Source organism: Hyphomicrobiales bacterium, from assembly GCA_016710435.1.
Lineage (GTDB): Bacteria > Pseudomonadota > Alphaproteobacteria > Rhizobiales > Aestuariivirgaceae > Aestuariivirga.
This window is the reverse complement of record JADJVV010000001.1, coordinates 1,969,820-1,991,488: the sequence shown is the minus strand read 5'-3', so window position 1 is coordinate 1,991,488 and position 21,669 is coordinate 1,969,820. Positions and strand designations below refer to the sequence as shown.

23 protein-coding genes are annotated in these 21,669 nt (G+C 62.9%); 10 read left to right on the top strand and 13 right to left on the bottom strand.

What is annotated here, in order from left to right:
• Positions 1 to 4: 4 nt before the first annotated feature.
• On the bottom strand, positions 5 to 961 hold the full coding sequence (locus IPM06_09645) for a rubrerythrin (GenBank protein MBK8770679.1): 957 nt from the start codon (positions 959 to 961) through the stop codon (positions 5 to 7).
• Between the two features lie 86 nt (positions 962 to 1,047).
• Here IPM06_09645 and IPM06_09640 point away from each other — a divergent pair, with 86 nt between their 5' ends.
• Positions 1,048 to 2,136: a phosphatase PAP2 family protein gene (locus IPM06_09640; protein ID MBK8770678.1), complete on the top strand. Its 1,089-nt coding sequence runs from the start codon at positions 1,048 to 1,050 to the stop codon at positions 2,134 to 2,136.
• Positions 2,137 to 2,139: 3 nt separating this feature from the next.
• On the opposite strand, the gene secA is transcribed toward IPM06_09640, so the two are convergent.
• Entirely contained in the window at positions 2,140 to 4,878 is a 2,739-nt protein-coding gene (gene secA, locus IPM06_09635; GenBank protein ID MBK8770677.1) for a preprotein translocase subunit SecA, read from the bottom strand.
• A gap of 57 nt (positions 4,879 to 4,935) precedes the next feature.
• Here secA and IPM06_09630 point away from each other — a divergent pair, with 57 nt between their 5' ends.
• Genes IPM06_09630 through mutT form a run of 4 tightly spaced genes read left to right on the top strand, consistent with a single transcriptional unit; the run spans position 4,936 to position 7,873 of the window.
• Positions 4,936 to 5,181 carry a hypothetical protein gene (locus IPM06_09630; protein ID MBK8770676.1) on the top strand — a complete coding sequence of 82 codons (246 nt, stop codon included), beginning with the start codon at positions 4,936 to 4,938 and terminating at the stop codon, positions 5,179 to 5,181.
• Positions 5,182 to 5,196: 15 nt separating this feature from the next.
• Entirely contained in the window at positions 5,197 to 6,210 is a 1,014-nt protein-coding gene (locus IPM06_09625; protein ID MBK8770675.1) for a peptidylprolyl isomerase, read from the top strand.
• A gap of 29 nt (positions 6,211 to 6,239) precedes the next feature.
• Complete coding sequence (argJ, locus tag IPM06_09620) at positions 6,240 to 7,475, top strand: bifunctional glutamate N-acetyltransferase/amino-acid acetyltransferase ArgJ (protein ID MBK8770674.1); 1,236 nt, start codon at positions 6,240 to 6,242, stop codon at positions 7,473 to 7,475.
• Complete coding sequence (mutT, locus tag IPM06_09615) at positions 7,475 to 7,873, top strand: 8-oxo-dGTP diphosphatase MutT (protein MBK8770673.1); 399 nt, start codon at positions 7,475 to 7,477, stop codon at positions 7,871 to 7,873. The genes argJ and mutT overlap by 1 nt, the downstream gene beginning before the upstream one ends.
• A gap of 32 nt (positions 7,874 to 7,905) precedes the next feature.
• On the opposite strand, the gene IPM06_09610 is transcribed toward mutT, so the two are convergent.
• Entirely contained in the window at positions 7,906 to 8,823 is a 918-nt protein-coding gene (locus tag IPM06_09610; protein MBK8770672.1) for a c-type cytochrome, read from the bottom strand.
• Between the two features lies 1 nt (position 8,824).
• Complete coding sequence (locus IPM06_09605) at positions 8,825 to 9,274, bottom strand: cytochrome c (GenBank protein ID MBK8770671.1); 450 nt, start codon at positions 9,272 to 9,274, stop codon at positions 8,825 to 8,827.
• A 238-nt stretch (positions 9,275 to 9,512) separates the two neighbouring features.
• Between IPM06_09605 and IPM06_09600 the strand changes: the two genes are divergently transcribed.
• Positions 9,513 to 9,671, top strand: a complete 159-nt coding sequence (locus IPM06_09600) for a hypothetical protein (GenBank protein MBK8770670.1) — start codon at positions 9,513 to 9,515, stop codon at positions 9,669 to 9,671.
• Between the two features lie 96 nt (positions 9,672 to 9,767).
• On the opposite strand, the gene IPM06_09595 is transcribed toward IPM06_09600, so the two are convergent.
• From IPM06_09595 to ffh, 7 genes are all read right to left on the bottom strand, one after another.
• On the bottom strand, positions 9,768 to 10,559 hold the full coding sequence (locus IPM06_09595; GenBank protein ID MBK8770669.1) for a response regulator: 792 nt from the start codon (positions 10,557 to 10,559) through the stop codon (positions 9,768 to 9,770).
• A 103-nt stretch (positions 10,560 to 10,662) separates the two neighbouring features.
• Positions 10,663 to 11,310 (bottom strand): uracil phosphoribosyltransferase, encoded by a 648-nt coding sequence (gene upp, locus IPM06_09590; GenBank protein MBK8770668.1) that lies wholly within the window; start codon positions 11,308 to 11,310, stop codon positions 10,663 to 10,665.
• Between the two features lie 140 nt (positions 11,311 to 11,450).
• Positions 11,451 to 12,677 carry an EAL domain-containing protein gene (locus tag IPM06_09585; GenBank protein ID MBK8770667.1) on the bottom strand — a complete coding sequence of 409 codons (1,227 nt, stop codon included), beginning with the start codon at positions 12,675 to 12,677 and terminating at the stop codon, positions 11,451 to 11,453.
• On the bottom strand, positions 12,574 to 13,413 hold the full coding sequence (locus IPM06_09580; GenBank protein MBK8770666.1) for a hypothetical protein: 840 nt from the start codon (positions 13,411 to 13,413) through the stop codon (positions 12,574 to 12,576). Before IPM06_09580 ends, IPM06_09585 begins: the two co-directional genes overlap by 104 nt.
• A gap of 100 nt (positions 13,414 to 13,513) precedes the next feature.
• Positions 13,514 to 14,611: a pyridoxal phosphate-dependent aminotransferase gene (locus IPM06_09575; protein ID MBK8770665.1), complete on the bottom strand. Its 1,098-nt coding sequence runs from the start codon at positions 14,609 to 14,611 to the stop codon at positions 13,514 to 13,516.
• Positions 14,612 to 14,725: 114 nt separating this feature from the next.
• Positions 14,726 to 15,106 carry a 30S ribosomal protein S16 gene (rpsP, locus tag IPM06_09570; GenBank protein ID MBK8770664.1) on the bottom strand — a complete coding sequence of 127 codons (381 nt, stop codon included), beginning with the start codon at positions 15,104 to 15,106 and terminating at the stop codon, positions 14,726 to 14,728.
• Between the two features lie 34 nt (positions 15,107 to 15,140).
• The gene (gene ffh / locus IPM06_09565; GenBank protein ID MBK8770663.1) at positions 15,141 to 16,739 is read right to left on the bottom strand and encodes a signal recognition particle protein; all 1,599 of its coding nucleotides are present in this window, start codon (positions 16,737 to 16,739) and stop codon (positions 15,141 to 15,143) included.
• 324 nt (positions 16,740 to 17,063) lie between these two features.
• On the opposite strand from ffh, the gene IPM06_09560 reads away from it, so the two are divergent.
• Entirely contained in the window at positions 17,064 to 17,897 is an 834-nt protein-coding gene (locus tag IPM06_09560; protein MBK8770662.1) for a CPBP family intramembrane metalloprotease, read from the top strand.
• A 53-nt stretch (positions 17,898 to 17,950) separates the two neighbouring features.
• Entirely contained in the window at positions 17,951 to 18,406 is a 456-nt protein-coding gene (locus IPM06_09555) for an AraC family transcriptional regulator (protein MBK8770661.1), read from the top strand.
• Here IPM06_09555 and IPM06_09550 read toward each other — a convergent pair.
• Complete coding sequence (locus IPM06_09550; protein MBK8770660.1) at positions 18,399 to 18,803, bottom strand: DUF126 domain-containing protein; 405 nt, start codon at positions 18,801 to 18,803, stop codon at positions 18,399 to 18,401. The two genes, IPM06_09555 and IPM06_09550, sit on opposite strands and share 8 nt — an antisense overlap.
• The gene (locus IPM06_09545) at positions 18,803 to 20,062 is read right to left on the bottom strand and encodes an aconitase X catalytic domain-containing protein (GenBank protein ID MBK8770659.1); all 1,260 of its coding nucleotides are present in this window, start codon (positions 20,060 to 20,062) and stop codon (positions 18,803 to 18,805) included. The genes IPM06_09550 and IPM06_09545 overlap by 1 nt, the downstream gene beginning before the upstream one ends.
• Positions 20,063 to 20,124: 62 nt before the next feature.
• Between IPM06_09545 and IPM06_09540 the strand changes: the two genes are divergently transcribed.
• Positions 20,125 to 20,880, top strand: a complete 756-nt coding sequence (locus tag IPM06_09540) for a DUF3750 domain-containing protein (GenBank protein ID MBK8770658.1) — start codon at positions 20,125 to 20,127, stop codon at positions 20,878 to 20,880.
• A gap of 20 nt (positions 20,881 to 20,900) precedes the next feature.
• Entirely contained in the window at positions 20,901 to 21,665 is a 765-nt protein-coding gene (locus tag IPM06_09535; protein MBK8770657.1) for a potassium channel family protein, read from the top strand.
• Positions 21,666 to 21,669: the final 4 nt, after the last annotated feature.

The window sequence follows — 21,669 nt, the reverse complement described above, 5'->3', positions numbered from 1 at the left end:
GTGGCTACGCGCTGCCGATGAGGATCCCTGTCAGAAACACCAGGAAGCCGCCGACGGCGATCTGGAAGGCGGCCTTGAGGAAGGGCGTGTCCATGTACTTGTAGCGGATCCACGAGATGGCCCAGAGTTCGCAGAACACCACGGCGACGGAGAGCCAGGTGGCGATGGTGAAATCCGGAATGAGGTAAGGCAGCGCATGCCCCATGCCGCCCACCGCCGTCATGATGCCCGCCGCCAAGCCTCGGATCAGGGGGTGGCCGCGGCCCGTCAGCTTGCCATCATCCGAAAGGCCTTCGGCCAATCCCATGGAGATGCCCGCCCCCAGTGACGCGGCGGTGCCGACGAGAAAGGTCTCCCAGGTGTTGCCCGTGGCGAAGGCCGCTGCAAAGAGCGGAGCGAGGGTGGAGACCGAGCCATCCATCAGGCCCACAAGGCCCGGCTGCACCACCTGCAACAGGAAAAGGCGGCGTTCGGCCTCCTTCTCGTCGATCTTGGCGTCTTCCGTCACGTGCTTGAGGCCGAGTTTGCCCGCCAGCGACTCGTGACCCTTTTCGGCGGCGGCCAGGGTTTGCAGCAGTTTGCGCACCTGCGGATCGGTGCTTTGCTCGGCGGCCTGCATGTAAAAGCGGTAGTTCTCCAGTTCGACCACTTCGGCCCGCTGGCGCATCGCTTCAATGCCCAGCTTGGAGAGCGTCCACGCCGGCTTGTGACGCACGAAGCCGTTGATGTCGCTGCGCCGGATGAGGGGAATGAATTCGCCGAACTTCTTGCGATAAAGATCGGTCAGGGCGCGGCGGTGGTCGTGCTCTTCTTCCGCCATCTCGATGAAGACCTTGGCGGAGGCCGGGTAGGTGTCCATCAAGGCGTTTGCAAAGCCCATGTAGGCGCGGGCGTCGTCGTCCTCGCTGGAGATGGCGAGGGCGAGGATTTCCTGTTCTGTGAGGTCCGAGAAACTCTTCATGGCTGCTTTCTAGAACGATTCTAACGCTTGTCCAGTTCACTCCGCGGCGAAACCCGTCCTTAAGGCAATCCAGGATAGGAGGAGCCATGTCCAGCCAGACCCTCGTCCTGCCGCCCTCCCGGCCTTGGGCCGTGCTCGAAGCCGTGCTGCACGGCTTCCGCCGCCACGCCCTGCTCTATGGCTTCGCCGCGATCGTCATGGTGGCGGCCCTCGGCGAGGCGTGGGTGCTCGATCTTCCGTTTGATTTCCAGATGGTGAAGCTGTTCACGGGTCCGGTGCTGCTGATCCTGGGCGTCATGATCCTGCTTGGACTGGTGGGCGAAATCATCCGCCATGCCCGCAGCGGCAACACGGGCAGCGTGACACTGGCCCTGTGGCACAAGCTCCGTGACGACTATCTGGCGCCGATGCGCGTGAGCAACGCGGTGCACGCCTTCCTGTTCATGAGCGCCTACATGGTGGGCTACACCTTCATCAAGAAGGCCATTCCCGCCGCACACCCGTTTTCCTGGGACGGATCCTTCGCGCAGTGGGATCAGGCTGTTCACTTCGGCGCGCAGCCTTACACATGGCTGGCGTTCCTCAACGTACCGCTTGTCACCTTCATCCTGAACGTGAACTACAACATCTGGTTCTTCGTCATGTTCACGCTGTGGTTCTGGCAGGGCTTCAGCGGACAGGACTCGCGGCTTCGCCTGCATTTCCTGCTCGGCTTCACATTGACGTGGTTTCTGGGCACCTGCGTTCTGGGAACGGTCTTCTCGTCCGTCGGCCCCTGCTTCTATGGCCGGCTCCTGCCCGGTGCAGATCCTTACACACTGGCGATGGCCTGGCTTGCGACCGCCAACCAGACCTATCCCATCTGGTCACTCAATGTGATGAACGAGTTGTGGAAGACCTATGAGACGGGCACCGGACTGGTGAACGGTATCTCCGCCATGCCATCGATGCACGTGGGCACGTCGGTGCTCTTTGCGGTGCTCGGCTTTGCCTCGGGCAAGCGCTGGCTCGGCCTCATGCTCTCCGCCTTTGCGGCGATGATCTTCCTGGGCTCGGTGCACCTCGCCTGGCATTACGCCATCGACGGTTACGCCGGAGCGCTGATCGCCATCGCCGGCTGGAAACTGGCAGGCCGCCTCATCGATTGGGCAAGGCCGGAGCTTCGCGCCGGCTGACGCCTAAACAAACGCGCCGTGGCAGTGCTTGTAGCGTTTGCCGGAGCCGCAGGGGCATGGGTCGTTGCGGGCGACGTCGCCCCAGGTTTCGGGTTTCTTGGGGTCGCGCTTGCGTTCGGCGTTGCGGGGCGGTGGCGAGGCCAGCGCCAGGCCTGCGCCCTCGCCCACGTCGTCCTCGCCAGAGGTGAGGTCCATGTGATGGGCGGCCATGTCGGGCAGTTCGTCCTCGTCCGGCAGCATGTCATCTTCACCGGCGGCACGGGTCTGCACCTCGATCCGCATCATCTGGCCCGTCACCATCTGCTTCAGCTGCGAGAGCAAGGCCGAAAACAGGTTGAAAGCTTCGGTCTTGTATTCGTTCAGCGGGTCACGCTGGCCATAGCCGCGCAGGTGGATGACCTGGCGCAGGTAATCGACGGTGACGATGTGGTCGCGCCACAGACGATCAAGCGTCTGCAGCAGAACCGCCTTTTCCACCTGGTCCATGATGGACTTGCCGTACTTCTCGCGCTTCTGGCCGTAGTAGTCGTTGGCAGCGGTCAGCACGCGTTCCTTGATTTCCTCGTCGGCGATGCCTTCTTCCTTCACCCAGTCCTCGACGGGGAAGTCGATGGCGACGTGCTGGCGCAAGTCTTCGCGCAGGCCCGGCGCATCCCACTGCTCGGCGTAGGCGTTCTCGGGGATGTGGCGGGCGATGGCTTCGTTCACGACGTCCTGGCGCATGTCGTCGATCGTCTCGGCGATCTCCTCGCCGCGCATCAGGCCGATGCGCTGCTCGAAGATGACCTTGCGCTGGTCGTTCATCACGTTGTCGTATTTGAGGATGTTCTTGCGAATGTCGAAGTTGCGGGCTTCGACCTTCTGCTGGGCCTTCTCCAGGGCCTTGTTGATCCACGGATGGATGATGGCCTCACCATCCTTGAGGCCGAGCTTGGTCAGCATGCCGTCGAGACGGTCGGAGCCGAAGATGCGCATCAGGTCATCTTCCAGCGACAGGTAGAAGCGCGAACGGCCGGGGTCGCCCTGGCGGCCGGAACGGCCACGCAGCTGGTTGTCGATGCGGCGGCTTTCATGGCGCTCGGTGCCGATGACGAAGAGGCCACCGGCGGCGATGACCTTCTGCTTGTTGACTTCGATCTCGTCCTTGATGCGGGCGATGGCGGCATCGCGCTGCGCACCCGGCTGAATTCCCTCAAGTTCGGTGGCAATCCGCATGTCGAGGTTGCCGCCCAGCTTGATGTCGGTGCCGCGGCCCGCCATGTTGGTGGCGATGGTGACGGCCCCCGGGGCGCCGGCCTGGGCAATGATGCTGGCTTCCTGCTCGTGGTAACGGGCGTTCAGCACGTTGTGGTCGAAGCCTTGCGCCTTCAGGAGGCCGGAGAGCACTTCCGACTTCTCGATAGAGGTTGTGCCCACCAGCACGGGCTGGCCGCGTTCGCGTGCCTCCCGAATGGTGGCGGCGATGGCCTCGTATTTTTCCTTGGCGGTGCGATAGACCTCATCGTCTTCGTCGAGACGCGCCACGTCGACGTTGGTGGGAATTTCCACCACATCGAGATTGTAGATGTCCATGAATTCTTCGGCTTCCGTCGCGGCCGTGCCGGTCATGCCCGAGAGCTTGCCATAGAGGCGGAAGTAGTTCTGGAAGGTGATCGAGGCGAGCGTCACGTTTTCCGGCTGCACGGCCACGTGTTCCTTGGCTTCCAGCGCCTGGTGCAAGCCTTCCGAATAGCGGCGGCCCTGCATCATGCGGCCGGTGAATTCGTCGATGATGATGACCTGACCATCCTTGACGATGTAGTCCTTGTCCTTCTGGAACAGCTTGTGGGCGCGGAGCGCCTGCTGCATGTGATGGACGATCGTCACGTTGGCAGCGTCGTAGAGGTTCTCCCCCTTCAGCATGCCGGCGGCGGACAGAATGCGCTCAAGGTGTTCGTTGCCTGCTTCGGTCAGCGAGATGGAGCGCTGCTTTTCGTCCAGCTCGTAATCTTCCGCCGTCAATTCCGGAATGAAGCGGTCGAGGGCGTTGTACAGGTCGGACTTGTCGTCGACGGGTCCGGAAATGATGAGCGGCGTGCGCGCTTCATCGACGAGGATCGAGTCCACTTCGTCGACGATGGCATAGGAATGGCCGCGCTGGACCATCTCTTCGAGATGGTACTTCATGTTGTCGCGGAGATAGTCGAAGCCCAGTTCGTTGTTGGTACCGTAAGTGACGTCGCAGGCATAGGCGGCGTGACGTTCGCGGTCGTCCAGTCCGTGCACGATCACGCCCGTGGTCAGTCCGAGAGCGGCATAGACCTGGCCCATCCAGGCGGAGTCGCGCTTGGCGAGGTAATCGTTCACGGTGACGACATGGACACCCTTGCCCGCGAGCGCATTCAGATAGACCGGGAGCGTGGCGACAAGCGTCTTGCCTTCGCCCGTCTTCATTTCGGCGATCTTGCCTTCATGCAGCACCATGCCGCCGATCATCTGGACGTCGAAATGGCGGAGCCCGAGGGTGCGCTTGGAGGCTTCGCGGACGGCGGCGAAGGCGGGGGTCATGAGGTCGTCGAGGGACTTGCCGCCAGCGAGTTCGGCACGGAATTTCCCGGTCAGGCCTTTCAGTTCCGCATCCGAAAGCTGGGCAAACTCCGCTTCCATGGCGTTGATGGCGGGAACCCGCTTTGCATAGGCCTGGACCTTCCGGTCGTTGGTCGTGCCAAACACGGCCTGTGCCAGCTTTTTCAGTCCGAACATGTGATTCGCATCCTTTTGCGGGCATTAAGCCGCCATTCCGAGGCACGTCTAGCCAAGTTGGCCGCCAAGAACAATTGGCAGACCCGCACTGCCGCCGGAGATGGGCTATCGGAAAAGGGATTTCAACCTGTTGCAATGCCGCAACAGGTTGCAGGCGACATGCAGAAGCCCTTGCAAGTCCTTGATCTCAAGCCCAATGTCGCGCCGAGCAGGGACGGCTCTCAGGAGGCAGGAAAGGTGTGCGCCGAGCACATTGTCGCCTTTTTTCCTCGCCATGAGCGGCTCGCCCGTTCCCCGTTTTGAACAGTTGGACCTTCCATGTTGCGCAATCGCTTCTCGATCACTTCCGCCCTCGCCGGCGCTGCCCTTGTGCTTTTGAGCACACTTCCCGCCCGCGCCCAGGACGAGGCGGTTGCCTTGCAAGGTGAAGACAAGGTGGTGGCCACGGTCAACGGCTACGAAATCAAGGCCTCCGAAGTGCGCATGGCCTTCGACGACGTGATCGGCCAGCTGCCCAACCTGCCGAAGAAGCTGCGCTACCCCTTCGTGGTGCAGTTCCTGGTGGAACGCCACCTCCTCGCCCAGCTCGCCAACAAGGACGGGCTTGCCGAAACGGATGATTACAAGCGCCGCCTCGCCGCCTACCAGGCCAAGGCCCTGCGCGACAGCTACCTCGCCCAGAAGATCGCTCCGCAGGTGACGGAAGAGCAGGTCCGCAAGGTCTATGACGAAGAGGCCAAGAAGGTCACGGAAACCGAGCGCGTGCGCGCCCGCCACATCCTTGTCGCCAGCGAGAAGGAAGCCAACAGCATCGTCGAGAAACTGAAGGCCGGCGAGAAGTTCGAAGACCTGGCGAAGCAGTACAGCCTCGACGGATCGAAGGATTACGGTGGTGACCTCGGCTACTTCACCGCGCCGGAAATGGTGCCGGAGTTCTCCAAGGCCGCCTTCGCCCTGAAGAAGGGTGAACTTTCCAAGCCCGTGAAGACGGACTTCGGCTGGCACGTGATCAAGCTCGAAGACCGCAAGATGGGTGCAGCCCAGCCTTACGACCAGGTGAAGGGCGCCATCCGCAATGCCCTCGTGCGCCAGAAGGTGCAGGAGACGCTGACGAGCCTCCACGACGTCGCCAAGGTTGAGATCCTCGACGAGGACCTGAAGAAGGTGGCGGCGGAAGCGGAAGCCCAGCGCCGCGCCCTTCAGGAGAAGGCCAAGAAGGCCAATGTCGGCACCACAGGTGGTGACACGCCACCGGCTGCAGATGGTGGCGATGGCGGTGACACGACCGGCAAGGGCGACCTTCTCATCCCCGAAGATTCCACGGGCAACTGATCAGACTTCCAACGGCGGGATACTCTACCATGGCGCATGTCGTTTCACCCCTGGCGCCGGCGGAAACTCCGCGCCTTCCCTCCATTTCCGGCGTGAAGCTGGCGGCGGCTGCCACGGGCATTCGCTACAAGGGCCGGCCCGATGTGCTGCTGGCGCTCATGGCCGAGGGCACCACGGCGGCGGGTTGCCTGACGCGCTCCAAGTCCAGTTCGGCACCGGTGGACTGGTGCAAGGCCGCCCTCAAGCTCGGCAAGGCGCGCGCCCTTCTGGTCAATGCGGGCAATGCCAATGCGTTTACCGGCAAGGCGGGAACGGCTACCGTGAAGGCCGTGGCCTCCGCCGCGGCGAAAGCCTTCAAGTCAAAGCCTGAGACCATCTACCAAGCCTCGACCGGCGTGATCGGCGAGCCGCTTGATCCCTCCTTCATCGTCAATGCCATCGGCGGGCTGGCCTCGGCCGCCGTCGAAGACGGCTGGAATGATGCCGCGCGCGCCATCATGACCACGGACACCTTCGCCAAGGTTTCGACGCGCACGGTGAAACTCGACGGCAAGCCCGTCACCATCAACGGCATTGCCAAGGGCTCGGGCATGATCGCGCCGGACATGGCGACGATGCTGAGCTTCATCTTCACCGATGCCGCCATTCCCGCCAAGGTGTTGCAGGCCCTCCTCTCCGCCAGCGTGGCCAAGACCTTCAACTGCGTGACGGTGGATGGAGATACCTCGACTTCAGACACGGTGCTGCTGTTCGCCACGGGTGCTGCCGGACCGGTCAAGGGACTGAAGACGGCATCTGATGCCCGGCTCAAGGGCTTCGCCAAGGCGTTGCATGAGGTGTGCCATGACCTTGCGCTTCAGGTCGCCAAGGATGGCGAAGGGGCGGAGAAGCTGATCGATATCACTGTGACGGGTGCGGAGAGCGACACGGCCGCGCACCGCATTGCCATGAGTATCGCCAATTCGCCGCTGGTGAAAACAGCGATTGCCGGCGAAGACGCCAACTGGGGCCGCATCGTCATGGCGATCGGCAAGGCTGGCGAGAAGGCCATCCGCGACAAGATCCGCATCCGCATCGGCGGCGTGCAGGTGGCGGTAAAGGGCATGCGCGATGCTGCCTACAAGGAAGCGGAGATCATGCCGCACATGAAGGGCCGCGACATCAAGATCGCGGCGGACGTTGGCGTCGGCAAGGGCAAGGCGCAGGTGTGGACCTGCGACCTGACGCACCGCTACATCGACATCAACGGCTCCTACCGCAGCTGATGCGGCTGCTCCTCGTCGCCGCCGTAGCGCTTGTCGATGCCGACGGGCGCGTGCTCATCTCGCAGCGTCCCGAAGGCAAGACGCTTGCAGGCTTGTGGGAATTTCCCGGCGGCAAGATTGAAACGGGTGAACGGCCTGAGGCGGCACTCATTCGCGAGTTGAAGGAAGAACTTGCAATCGACGTGGCGGAGTCCTGCCTCGCACCCCTCACCTTCGCCAGCCACGCCTATGCGGATTTCCACCTGCTGATGCCGCTCTACGTCTGCCGCCGCTGGAAGGGGCAGGTTGCGGCGCAGGAAGGGCAGACACTGAAATGGGTGTGGCCGAAGGCAATGCGCGAATACCCGATGCCGCCCGCCGATATTCCGCTCATTCCACATCTGGAAGAATTGCTGTGACGAGGAATGGCCCGCACGAGGCGGGCCAACCGTTATTTGAGGCTGGCGATGTATTCCGCAATCGCAGCGACGTCGGCGTCAGGGAGTTTCGCCATGTTGCTCTGGACCTTGCCCATGCCGCCGGATGAGAGCTTGTCGTAGCCGAGCAGTTCACCGTTCTGCAGCGCCAGCTTGATGTCGTTCGCATCCTTGTAGCGGCCACGTTCGATGAGACCACGCAGGCTCGGCACCTTGCCCTCGCCTTCGGGATGCGGACCACCGGCGAGATAGCGTGAGAAATCACTGGTCATGATCACGGTGCGCGGCGTGTGGCACTCGTTGCAATGGCCTGCGCCGTTGACGATGTAGCGTCCGCGATTCCAGGTCTCGGATTGCGCCGGGTCCGGGGCCGTCACCGCCGTGTCCAGGCCCATGCGCTTCCACAGGCCAATGCCGCGCCGAACGATGGGCTGGAACGCCACGTCCTGTGGCTTGGCGGGATTCTTCACGGCCGGCAGCGATGCGAGATAGGCGCGGATGTCGAGCACGTCCTCACGCGTCATGTGTGCATAGGATGTGTAGGGAAAGGCCGGAATGAGATGGCCTCCGGACTTTCCGATGCCGCGCTGGACGGCATTGACGAATTCGAGGTCCGTCCACTGGCCAAGACCCGTCTCGGGATCGGGCGTGAGATTGGGCGGATAGAAGGTGCCCACAGGTGTCTTGAGCGGCGCACCACCGGCAGGCAGGGCCGCATCGACGCCCACGGCATCGGGGCCCGGCAGATGGCAGGAGTGACAGCCGGAAGCATTGTAGAGGCGCTCACCGTTGGCGACGTCGCCCGTGTGGGCCGGAAGTTCGGCGGCCGTCAGCGGTTGCGGGGCAGAGAGTGCCCAGAAGCTGGCGAGTCCCAGCGCTGCAAGCAGCGCCAGGACGGAGAGGTTACGTTTTGAGAAAAGCCTGGAAATGATCTTATTCCTTCGGACGGCGGAACTTCTCGTGGCAGCCCTTGCAGGTGCCGCCGAATTCGCCGAACGCGGTCTTGAAGCTGGCTTCGTCCGTCGTTCCCTTCAGCGCGCCAAAGGCCTTGCCATAGGCAGCGCCTGCCGCTTCGAAGCCGGCCTTGTCAGTCCAGATTTCGGCCTTGGCCCAGGTTTCGGCGGTTTCGCCCTTCTGGCTGTTCTCGCCCCACCAGTTGGCCCAGCCAGCGCAGGCTGCTTCAGCCTTGCCCAACGCATCGCCAACGGCGGCCGCGTCATAGGGCTTTTCGCCCTTGATCATCGGCACCATGGCGCCCATCGCAGCGCCATTGGCCTTCATGCAGCCCTGTCGGCCCTGAATGGCATCATCAGCAGGTCCGGCGAGTGCCGCCGTTGCCGTGATCATCATGCCTGCCGCCGCGGCAAGAAGGGTTCTGGTCATCACGTTCATTCTGTTCTCCTGTCCTGGACTGTGCTCGTGAGCAACTGTAGTGCTGCCACAGGAATTGTTACAGATTGAGTGCGGGCCTCAAACTCACGATTCTGTGTTCAAGCCTGCCCTAGCAACTGCTTCCTGATGAATTGCTGATGAACGGATCGTTGCGGCCCAATTCAGGCAGCGGCGCTTAGTTTCTCCTTAAGTTCGACGCAATAAACTGCGACCAACAGGGAATTCAGTGATGACACAGACCACCATGACACCGTCCGAACCGCAAAAGAAAATCGTGATGCCCAAGCGTCCGCGCCGCATCAGCCCCGACTTCGCCGAAGTCCTTCACATGCTGGCCGCCTTCGATGCCAAGCCGGATGCCGGTTCCTCCACGCCCGAGAAGGCGTAAGCACACATACCGTTCGGGCCTGCTCCGCGCAGGCTGCAAAAAAGGCCGCTGTTGACAGCGGCCCTTTTCGTCTGACGCTCTTCTTGTTTTATTCGTTCAATGCAGGAGATGGCTGCGGCGCCACTCTTCTATCAGGGCAAATACCGCCGACATGTTGAGGCCGCGCGGCGCTTCCCGCGTCGCTGTGATCATCTGGTCGAGTTCGGTGATGCCGAAATTGCGGGCAAGCCCGGCAAGGGCGTGACGGTAATGGCGGAGGTGTTCGATCTCGCCCGCCTCACGCGCCGCCGACAGCGCCAGGGCGAGGTGGTTCATCTCGTCGCTGGCCGACAGCACAAGGGCGGTCAGGCTGCGGGCCGGCATGATCTCGCGGATCGAGTCCCAGATATTGGCGGCAGGTTTCTGTTCCAGAACGGCAGTGACGGCGCAAGGCCGTTCGCCTGCCGTGTGACTGGCAATGGCGCGGGCCATGGCTCGCTGCAGCTCGTTGCTGTTGGCGGGCTTCGGCACGGCGGTATCGAAGGCGTTGCGCCAATCGGACTGTTCAGTCGAATCGGCGAGGAAGGCCGAAAGCGCCAGAATGGGTGTGTTGCGGTGGCTGTCGATCTCGCCGCGGATGATGCGGGCGGCAGTAACGCCATCCATCACGGGCATTTCAATGTCGAGCAGGATGATGTCGTACAAGCCCTCGCGGGCCTTCTCGACGGCCACTTCGCCATCGTCCACGGCTTCCACTTCAAAGCCCATCTTTTCCAGCATGGCCTTGGTGACGACACGCGACGAAACCTGGTCTTCGGCGTAGAGCACGCGGCGCGGCGCACCGTCGGCCTTGCGCGCAAGGCTGGAAGCCGGAAGATCGACGGAAAGTGCGGTTGCGCCAGCTGACATGTCTTGCCCAATTCGTGTTGCGACAAAACTACCCGCCAGAGACCTGCAAGATCGTAACCAGAGTCTGAACACTTGGCCGCATGATTAACGGCTGGTGAAACTCCTACTTGGTGCCGAACATGCGGTCGCCGGCATCGCCGAGGCCGGGGACGATATAACCGTGGCTGTTCAAGTGGCTGTCCACCGCGGCGGTGAAAACCGGAACGTCCGGATGCTCCTCATGGAAGTGCATGATGCCTTCCGGTGCCGAAAGCAGGGTGACGAGGCGGATGTCGCGGGCGCCCTTTTCCTTCAGCCGCTTCACGGCGGCGGAGACGGAGTTGCCGGTGGCCAGCATGGGGTCAACCACGATGGTGCGCCGCTCGGCAATGTCCTCGGGAACCTTGAGGTAGTATTCCACGGGCTGCAGCGTCTCCGGATCGCGGTACAGGCCGATGTGGCCGACACGGGCCGAAGGAATGAGGGAGAGCATGCCCTCCAGCAGGCCGTTGCCGGCGCGTAGCACCGAGACAATCACCAGCTTCTTTCCCTTGAGGATCGGCGCTTCCATTTCGGCGAGTGGCGTCTCGATGGTCTGCGTGGTGATGGGAAGGTCGCGGCAGACTTCATAGGCGAGGAGATGGCTGATCTCGTGGAGAAGCTGGCGGAAAACAGCCGAGGGCGTGTGTTTGTCCCGCATGAGGGTGAGCTTGTGCAGCACCAGCGGATGGTCGACGACGGTGAGATTGTGCGGCTTCTTGAAGGCGGTCATGGCAGCGGTCTCCTTGGCGTCTACATGCTGCAACGGGCGGGCGGCGACAAGCGGGGCCATCGCCCCATCCACCGCTTTGATGACGCAAGCTGGAGGTCAGGCCGCAAACACCTGATCTTGTAGCATTATTCCTTGTGCCGTCAGCCGTGCACGGGCAGTTCCACGGCCATGACCGGGCGCTGGAGGAGTTCGGTCACGTCGCGGGCCGCAACCGGGCGGCCGTACAGGAAGCCTTGCGCGAGGATGCAGCCCTTGCGGGCCAACTGGTCGGCCTGGTCCTGGGTCTCCACGCCTTCGGCCACGCAGACCATGCCAAGGTTGTCGCAAAGGTCGATCACCGTCTTCACGACGCTTGCGGCCTTGGGAGACTTGCTCATGTCGCCCACGAACTTGCGGTCGATCTTGATCTTGTCGAGTGGCAACTGGTGAACATGGCTGAGGCTGGAATAGCCGGTGCCGAAATCATCAAGCGCGATGCGGGCGCCGAGATTTCGCAACATCAGCAGTGAACGCTGGGCCGCTTCGAAGTCGATCATCAAGGCCGTTTCAGTGACTTCGAATTCCAGGCGATGCGGCTGGATGCCGCTGCGCTGGATGTGGCCCAGCATCTGGGTCATGGAATCGGGCGAGGCCAGCGTGCGGGCCGAGAGGTTGAACGAGGCCGTCATATTCTCGGGCCACAGGCGTAGATCGTTCAGGAGCTTGCGAAGCAGCACCAGGGTAACGCGGTTGATGAGCGAGCTCTTCTCGGCGGCTGCGATGAACTGCGCCGGGCCGATGCTGCCGAGGCTGGCATTGCGCCAGCGGGCCAACGCTTCCACAGTCACGACATGGCCGGTCTTGGTGTTGATGACGGGCTGGTACACGAGGGCCAGTTCACCATCGAGATCGGCATTGCGGAGCGCCTGGTCAATCTGATGGACGCGGCGGAGATTGGCGCGGTGGTCGGCGGAGAAGACGACGGTGTGACCGCCCGCCTTGTCCTTCGCCTGATAGAGAGCGTAATCGGCGTTTTCGAAGAGGTCGTGGGTCGAGGGGCTCTCGGTGCCGAATTCCGCGAAGCCGCAGGAGGATGTGACTTCCGCCGTGACATCATCCAGTTCGTAGGGCTGGCGGAGGATTTCGCAGAGTGTGCGGCCAAAAGCGACGAGGTCCACGCTCTCGCCTGCAATGATGCCGAATTCGTCACCACCGAGGCGGGCGAAGACAATATCCGTGCCGGCAATGTCCGACATGCGGCGGCTTGCTTCCACCAGAAGCGCGTCACCGGTGGCGTGGCCATACAAATCGTTGACGGCCTTGAAGCCATCGAGGTCCACGATTCCGAGCGCGAACTTGCGGCCTGCTCCAGACAGGTGGGCCGACACGTGCCTCCGCCTCTTCGATGAAGCTGCGGCGGTTGGGCAGGCCAGTCAGACTGTCGTGATGGGCGAGCTTGCGGTTGGCATCGCTGAGGCGCTGGGTCTCGCGATTCACTTTTTCCAGATGGTCGCTCTGGGTGATCATCAGGGCAAAGTCTCTGGAGTGCCGGGTGAGAATGTAGAGCATGGCACCCGTCACCATGGCCATGTTGCCGGCAATCGCTGCCAGCACCGCTTCTCCCTGCATGCTGAAGAACAGGACAAAGGGAATGATGACAACGGCGGAGAGCACATAGGCAGCCGCGCGCAAATGCATGAGGCAGAAGACGCAGGCAATCATGGTGAGCGCCATGTAGAAGACCACATGCGAGCGCGCGTAGGCATCGCCATAGGGAAAGAGCGAGATGCCCCAGGCGGTGAAGGCCAATCCCAGTGCAACCGACAAGAAGACGGTGGATGACAGGCGGCGGGCCGCTTCGGCGTGGGTTGGAATGACGCGGCTCATCCGCCGCCACCCCAGGAGACGGGCCGCAGCCAGCATCGAGAAACAGGCCGGCAGGATGACCGTCAGGAACAGCGGCGCGATACGGTAGTGGGTGACGGACACAAAGAACGTGTTGGCGAGAAGAATACCGTAGAGGACGGGAATCTGCTGGGAGAAGGCGCGGGACTGCGCCTGCACGAGCGCCGGATTGCTCGTGTCGACCTGAAACAGCCCCAGCATGGTCTTGAATTTGAACACACGTCTTCCCCTGAAGCGTGACAAATAGGCAGGGGGAATTAACCGCGCGTTGCAGAATGCCCTCCCTTTGCAGAGTTTTCCCGGAAGAGTTGTGAAGGGGTTAACGAAGTGTTGCCAGTACGCGCGGGAGAGCGGCTTCAAGGGCTTGCATCTCTCCCGCGCCGCCGCACGAGATGCGGATGCAGCGGTTGAGGGGAGCCACGCCCGGCATGCGGATGAATATGCCGTGGGTGAGAAGGCCATCGACAATGGCGCGGGCGAAGGCGCCATCGCGACCGCAATCAATGGTGACGAAATTCGTGGCGGATGGAAGGGCGGTCAATCCGTTGGTTGCGGCAATCGCCTGGAGGCGGTGGCGCGCGGCCGCAACCTCCTCCGTCACATGGGCGATCCATGCGGTGTCGGCCAGCGCGGCAATGGCCCCCGCCTGCGAGATGCGGCTGATGCCGAAATGATTGCGGATCTTGTCGAAGGCGGCAATCAGATGCGCCTCGCCGATCACATAGCCCACGCGAATGCCCGCCATCCCGTGTGCCTTGGAGAAGGTGCGGAAACGCAGCAGGTTGCGGCGCGCGGTGTCGAAGCGGGGCGCCGTGCCGTCGGGGGCAAACTCGACATAGGCTTCATCAAGCAGCAGCAGGCAATCATCCGGCGTGGCGGAAATCAGGCGGTCCACATCGGCTGCGGGCCAATGGCTGCCCATGGGATTGTCCGGATTGGCGAAGTAGAGGAGCTTGGCCTTTTCCGCCCGCGCCAAGCCGAGGAGTGACTGCGGGTCTTCGCGGTCGTTGACGTAGGGCGTGGTGACAAGTCTTCCACCTGCTGCCGCGACGTGAAAGTTGAAGGTCGGGTAAGCGCCGAGCGAGGTTGCCACGGTATCGCCCGGGGATATGAAGAGGCGCACGACAAGGCCGAGCAGACCATCGATGCCGCCACCACAGGCAATGCTTTCCGGCCCGACCCCGAGAGAGCGGGCGATGGCAGACTTCAGGTCATGGTGCTCGGGATCGCCATACATCCAGCTTTCCGACGCCGCGGCCTGCATGGCGGCAATCGCCTTCGGGCTGGGACCGAAAACATTCTCGTTGGCGCCGATGCGCGCGGTGATCTTCGCGCCATTGCGCCGCTCGAGCGCTTCAGGACCAACGAAGGGAACGGTCGATGGCAGCTTTTCGACAATGGGGGTGAAGTACGGCATTCCCCAACCATAGGCGAGGCAACGCAGGATTCAATCGGTCCGGCGCGGGCGTTCCACAACATGCGAAGGCCGCCCCGCAGGGCGGGACGGCCTTGGTCATCCGTGCAGTCGTTATTACGAGGCTGCGCCTTCAGCCGGAGCAGCGGCGGCAGCAGCAGCGGCGGCAGCGGCAGCGGCGGCCTTTTCGCGTTCCTGGCGCTTCTTGCCGGGAAGGGCCTTGTTCGGGTTGTTGCGGGCATCGCGCTTCTTGAGGCCGGCCTTGTCGAGGAAGCGGAGCACGCGATCCGTCGGCTGGGCGCCCTTCTTGAGCCAGTCGGCAGCCTTGGCGGCGTCGAGCTTCACGCGGTTCTCGTCGGTCTTGGCGAGGAGCGGGTTGAAGGAGCCGACGACGTCGATGTACTTGCCGTCACGCGGGCTCGTCGCCGCGGCGACGACGATGTGATAGTAAGGACGCTTCTTCGAGCCAGCGCGCGCGAGGCGGATTTTCAGTGCCATGTTGGTTTCTCCTGTAATGACTGAAAGGGATTGATCACTTTTTCTTTCCAAGGCCGGGAAGGCCCTTGAAGGGATTGCCGCCGAGACCAGGGAGGCCACCGAAGCCGCCGCCCAGTCCGGGGAGTTTCGGGCCGCCGGGGCCCAGAAGTTTCGAGAGGTCGGGCATTTGTCCGGGTACGGACGATCCGCCGCCCGATCCCCCGCCCTGGGCGAGGTCGCGGAGTTCCGGCGGAAGGCTGTTGGGATCCATGCCGGCGAGTTCCTTTTGCATGGCTTCCATTTCGGCTTCGCTCGGCATGCCCTTGCCGCCGAACATCTTGCCGAACATGCCCTTGCCGGAGCCCATCTGCTTCATCATTCCGGACATCTGCAGGTGCATCTTGAGGAGCTTGTTCACCTCCTCCACCTTGGTGCCCGAGCCAGCGGCGATGCGCTTGCGGCGCTTGCCGTCGATGATCTTCGGCGTCATGCGCTCGCGCTTGTTCATGGAACCGATGATGGCGAGCTGGCGCTTGAACACCGTTTTGTCGAGATCGGTTCCCTCCAGCTGCTTCTGCACCTTGCCCATGCCGGGCAGCATCTTCATCACGCCGCCCATGCCGCCCATGCGTTCCAGCTGCTTCAGCTGGTCGGCAAGGTCGTTCATGTCGAAGGCGCCCTTGCGCATCCGCTCGGCGATCTTGCGGGCCTTCTCGTGGTCGATTTCGAGCGCTGCCTTTTCCACGAGCGAGACGACGTCGCCCATGCCAAGGATGCGGCCGGCGATGCGGCTGGGATGGAAATCCTCAAGGCCATCCAGCTTTTCGCCAGTACCCATGAGCTTGATGGGCTTGCCGGTGACGGCACGCATGGACAGGGCCGCACCACCGCGGCCATCGCCGTCGATGCGGGTGAGGACGATGCCCGTGATGCCGATTTTCTCGTCGAAGGCGCGGGCGAGGTTGACGGCGTCCTGGCCGGTCAGCGCATCGGCGACGAGCAGTGTTTCCTTGGGCTTGGCGATGTCGCGCACGGCGGCGGCTTCGGCGAGGAGTTCCTCGTCGATGTGCAGGCGGCCTGCGGTATCGAGCATAACGACGTCATAGGCGCCCTTGCGGGCTTCACCCATGGCGCGCTTGGCGATGGCGACCGGGCTTTCGCCCTTGATGATGGGGAGCGTATCCACCTTCACCTGCTTGCCGAGAATTTCCAGCTGCTCCTGCGCGGCGGGACGGCGCGTGTCGAGCGACGCCATCAGGACCTTGCGCTTCTCTCGCTCCTGCAGGCGCTTGGCGATCTTGGCGGTAGAGGTGGTCTTGCCCGAGCCCTGCAGGCCGACCATGAGAATGGCGACCGGAGGCGAGGCGCGGAGATTGAGAGCGGCCTGGTCCGAGCCCAGGGTTTCGACAAGCTGGTCGTGGACGAGCTTGACGACCATCTGGCCGGGCTTAATCGACTTGACGATCTCGGCACCCACGGCCTTTTCGCGGACCTTCTCCGTGAAGGTCTTGACCACTTCGAGGGCAACGTCGGCTTCCAGAAGGGCGCGGCGGACTTCGCGCATGGCGGCATCGACGTCAGCTTCCGACAGCGCACCGCGGCCGGTGAGCTTGTCGAAGATGCCTGTCAGGCGCTCGCTTAAGGTTTCGAACATTGCGTCATCCTGTAATCCCAAACGAAAACGACACCCGGGGGCGCGAACGCGCTGCCGGATGCTGGCCGCTGCACCTCCCGGGAATTCTTGTCTTGAGCAACTTCGCTTGGCAAATCCGAGATTTGCCCGCCCGTTGCCCTGACCCCATGTGTGCAAGGACCTCGTAACGTTCAAGACGTTAGTGAGATGACGGGCGACATAGGGGAAACGGCAGGGGAAGTCAAATCCCGGGGGCCCCGCCCCCTCCCGGCAAAGGGGATGCTGCATTCCGCCCGCGCCGGGGTATAGTCAGGGCCGGGCCGGGGACGTGTGCTGGAGCAGACCATGCCTCAATCGTCCGCCGTTCGCCATGCCCTGCTCTTCTACGGGATCACGCTGTTCCTGGCGACCCTTGTGCGGCTTGCCGTACCCTGGGTGGGTGTAGCCAGCCTGCCGCTGACCATGCTGACGCCCGCGGTGGCGGTGCTGCTGATGCAGGCGGCAATCGCCCCGGAAGGGGGATGGCGCAGCTTTGCGGTTTCACTGGGACTGACCACCGCCGGGTGGAAAGCCTGGCCGCTGGCCCTGTTTGCACCGCTGCTGATTCATGGCGTGGGGCTATTGGTTCTCGTGGCCACTGGCCTGACGGTGTTCCGGCCGCTCGATACGACCGCGAACCTGGTGCTGGCGCTCGCGGATGTGCTGGCGGGACTCGTTGTCTCGACGCTCTTTGCAATGGGCGAAGAGGTGGGCTGGCGGGGATACATGCTGCCCCGCTTGCTCCGCCTCGGCGTGCTGCCGGCACTCCTGCTCACCGGATTCCTGCAAGGCGTGTGGCACATGCCGCTGTTGCTGACGACGGACCTCTATCACAGCAGTGGCAATCCATGGATCGTGGCACCGCTCTTTCTGGTGACGCTGACACTGGCAGGCATCTTTTTCGGATTCCTGCGGCTGTGGACGGGGAGCGTGTGGCCCGCTGCCCTGGCCCACGGTGCCGTGAACGTGGCGTGGTCCGCTGTGACGCGCATGTCCGGCACGGCATCGCCCATGGTGCTGGAATATATTGGCGGGGAGAGCGGGCTCATCGTGATCAGCGGTCTTGTTGTCGCCGATACGCTGATCATCGGCTACATGCTGCGCGTCGGCATGATGGGGCGGCGCGCACAAAGGCCTTGACCTGTCGCCTGTTTGCCTGCTCGAAGTTGTCATCCCATTTTTTTTCGCTGCACATGACAGACCTGCTTCACATCGCAACTTCATCCGCCCTCGTCCTTGCGGGGCGGAACGGGACCTTTGCTATCGGCCCCTCGCCCGGCATCCGCGAACTGTGGGAACAATTCATGCCGGACTACGGACGGATTGCGGGTCAGGTCGGCAGCAAGACCTATGGTGTCTGTCACCGCTTCGACGGCAAGGGGCGTATGGATTACATGGCCGCCGTGCAGGTGGAGAATGCGGGCGAGGTTCCCGGCTATCTCCACACGCTCATCATTCCCGCACGCAAGGTCGCGGTGTTCACCCACGGCGACGGCGTCGATACGCTGAGCGATAGCTGGCGGCGGGTGTTTGATGACCTGATCCCGGCCGCAAAGCTGACGGTTGCCGATGGCCCGCAGTTCGAAGTGTACGACTTCGCGTCCGACGAAGCGCCGGGCGCGGTCGAGATTCACATTCCCGTCAGGTGATGGCGCCATCCGCCGAGATGGTCAGGTGGGGGCACGGCACAAGGGCTGCGTAATCCTGTTCGGAAACGGCGATCACGGGGCATTCCCTGCCATAGAGCGCTGCCGCGACCTGCGCACCCACAGCGAGATTGATGTCCGGCGTGATGAGGATGATGCCGAGGGGGCCTGTGCCGCGGCGTACTGCTTCGGCGATGCCGCCCGGTGTGCCGCCGGAGCCCCGCGTTTCCGGCAGGAGAAGAATGTGACCGCCCAGTTTCGTGCCGCATTGCGGGTGATGGGTGTCGACGATGGCGCCGGTGCGCGGATCGAATGCACCCCAGAAACTGACGGGTTCGGTGAGCACGCGTGTTGGACCGCTGGCGGCGCCGGGATTGAGGATGGTGCCCTGAACTTTCATCAGAGGGCGCTCCACAATTGCGGATCGCGCCAGACTTCGCCGCGCACGGCGCTTTCCATGCATTCACTCAGGGAGCCGAAGCAGACTTCGACCGGCAGCATTCCCGGCGCGTAGTAGGCCCACTTGGCGGCGTTGGTCATGACACGGCCCTTCATGGGATTGATGCCGGGCGCATAGTAGCTGCAGATGTCGCCGATCACTTCCACGCCGGCGCGGCGCAAGTCTTCGGCCCAGCCCTTGTCCTCGATGTAGCCCATGACGAAACGCGAGGTGGTGATGATGCAGCGGAGGCCGGGTTTCACCTTGCGGCCATCGAGAAGGGCGAGGACGTCGCGGAATTCGGTGGTGGAGAAATGCGGTGTGCCAAGCGCTACCACTTCGAGCGGACCATCGCGGCCAATGGAAAGCGCGGCCTGGGCGGCGCGAAGATCATCGCGGGTGAGCCGGAATGTCTCACCGCCGCCGAAGACTGCGTCCAGCGACGGAGCTTCCGGTGTGACGCCGACCCCGTGCCAGAGTTCAACGCCCCCCGAGGAAGCAACGGCGGTGCTTACGGCCTTCAGGTTGTCGACACTTGCGGATTTCGGCAGGCCACTGACCACGGGCACGCGGCGGCCGGCCAGGCGGCCAACGTGATGGCCGAGGAGGTGGTAGAAAATGTCCTCGCGCTTCCAGTCCCCGGGAATTTCATCCGTGGACAGATGAATTTCGGCGCGGCGCCCCTCGTCGGTTTGCAGGCCGGCATAGGGCACCTTGCCGATGAGGGCGCAGGCAACGTCGAGGTAGTCGCCGTATTTGTTGGTGCGCGCGCCGGTGACGGAATTGTAGAAGCTCACGGCGTTGCTTTCGCCCGCAACGATCTGGTCCCCGAATTTCGGTCCTCCGGGAATGTGATAGGGGGCGCAGGTCCATGTGGGCTTGCAGCCCAGCAATTCGTAGAGTTCCAGCAGTTTGCGTGCCCCTTCCACCATCTCCGTGTCGGGATGATTGCGGTAGAGTTCCGGGTGCGTGAGGCTGACCACGCCGTTGTTGCCCCAGGTCGGCACGGCGAAGGTAGCGCGGTGATCGAGACAGAACCGGGCGAAGTCGATGTGGGCCTGGCCGTTGTAGAAACAGGCATCGAGATGGGCGAAGGTGACGTGCTGCAGGCGTTCCGCGCCCATGATGCGGCCGGCCTGCATAACGATTTCCATGGCCAGTTTCATGGCGGGTCCGCGCGCGCCTGCGAGCAATTCCCGGTCGTCGGAGTCAATATCCATAAATTCCCAAATTCAGCCGAAGTTCTGCCGCAAAGGAATGCCATCCTAGCATCATGCGGCGAATGCTCAAGGTCCTCGGCTGGTTTTCCCTTCTCCTCATCCTCGTCCCTTGCGCCATTGGCACGGGACTTGGCTATGCCCACGGGTGGCCGACCTCCTGGCGCAAGGCGAACTGGAGTTCTTCCGGTGTGTTGCCCCCTGCCCGTGCTTCCCGCGACGCCACCGTCATCCTGCTGGCTTCGCGCACCGGACAGTGGAAGAGCATCTTTGCCGAACACATGTCGATTGTCGTCAAGCCCGGGGGCGCGGAGCATTGGGTGCGCTATGACGTGGTGGGCTGGGGCAATCCGGTGCGCAAGGACGCCTATGCGGCGGATGCCTACTGGTACGGCAACGCGCCGCGGGTGATCTACCGCCTCGTCGGACAGGAAGCGGCGCGGCTCATTCCCCGGATCGAAGCGTCGATTGCGCGCTATCCCCATGGGGCACGCGGTACCTATACGGTGTGGCCCGGCCCCAACAGCAACACCTTCGTGAGCTGGGTGGTGCGCAACACCGAAGGCTTCCATGCCGAGTTGCCTCCCGTGGCGGTGGGCAAGGACTGGCTGGGCTGGGCCGGCATCGCGCCGGCGCCAAGCAAGACAGGCTATACGGTGTCGGTAGCAGGCCTCTTTGGCGGAACGCTGGCCACGGAGGAAGGGGTTGAACTGCACCTCCTGGGCTCGACCATCGGAGTCGACTTCAATGACCTCGCCATCAAACTTCCTGCGCTCGGCAAACTTGGTGTTCTGGACGTCTTGCGCAACCGCACGCTATGATTGCCGCCGAGGGGCGGGCGATGACATTCAGGGACAGGGTTGAATACTACTACGAAGGCGACTCCTACGCCGCGCACCGGTTCCGTTATGCGCTGCTCGCGTTCGACCTCGTCACCATTCTTTTCCTGATCGTCTCGTCCTTCCTGCACTGGAAGGGCACCGAATATCTGGATGCGGCCATCGGCATCGTCCTGACGCTGGATTTCCTGGCGCGCCTGTGGACCTCGGAACACAAGGTCCGGCATCTGTTCAGTCCACTGGGACTTGTCGACCTCGTTGTCATCGTATCGCTGCTGGCGCCGCTGGCGGGCGAAGGGGTTGCCTTCCTGCGCGTGGCCCGGCTCTTGCGGCTGGGGCGGAGCTACCTCATCATGCGGCGGCTGAAAAAGGACTTTCCCTTCATCCGCCGCAACGAGCAGACCTTCACCGCCTCGATCAACCTCGGTGTCTTCATGTTCATCATGACGGCCATCGTCTACGAGACCCAGCACGTCATCAATCCCAAGATCGTAAACTATGCCGACGCGCTTTACTTCACCGTGACGGCGCTGACGACAACGGGGTTTGGCGACATTGTGCTGGAGGGAACGTGGGGGCATCTCATTGCCTCGGTCATCATGATCGCCGGCGTGACGCTGTTCCTGCGGCTGGTGCAGGTGATGCTGCGGCCCCCCAAGGTGGATCACAGGTGCCCGGCCTGCGGGCTGCGGCGCCACGACCACGACGCCGTGCACTGCAAAGCCTGCGGAATCGTGCTCAATATCGAGGATGACGGTTCCGTCTGAGGTG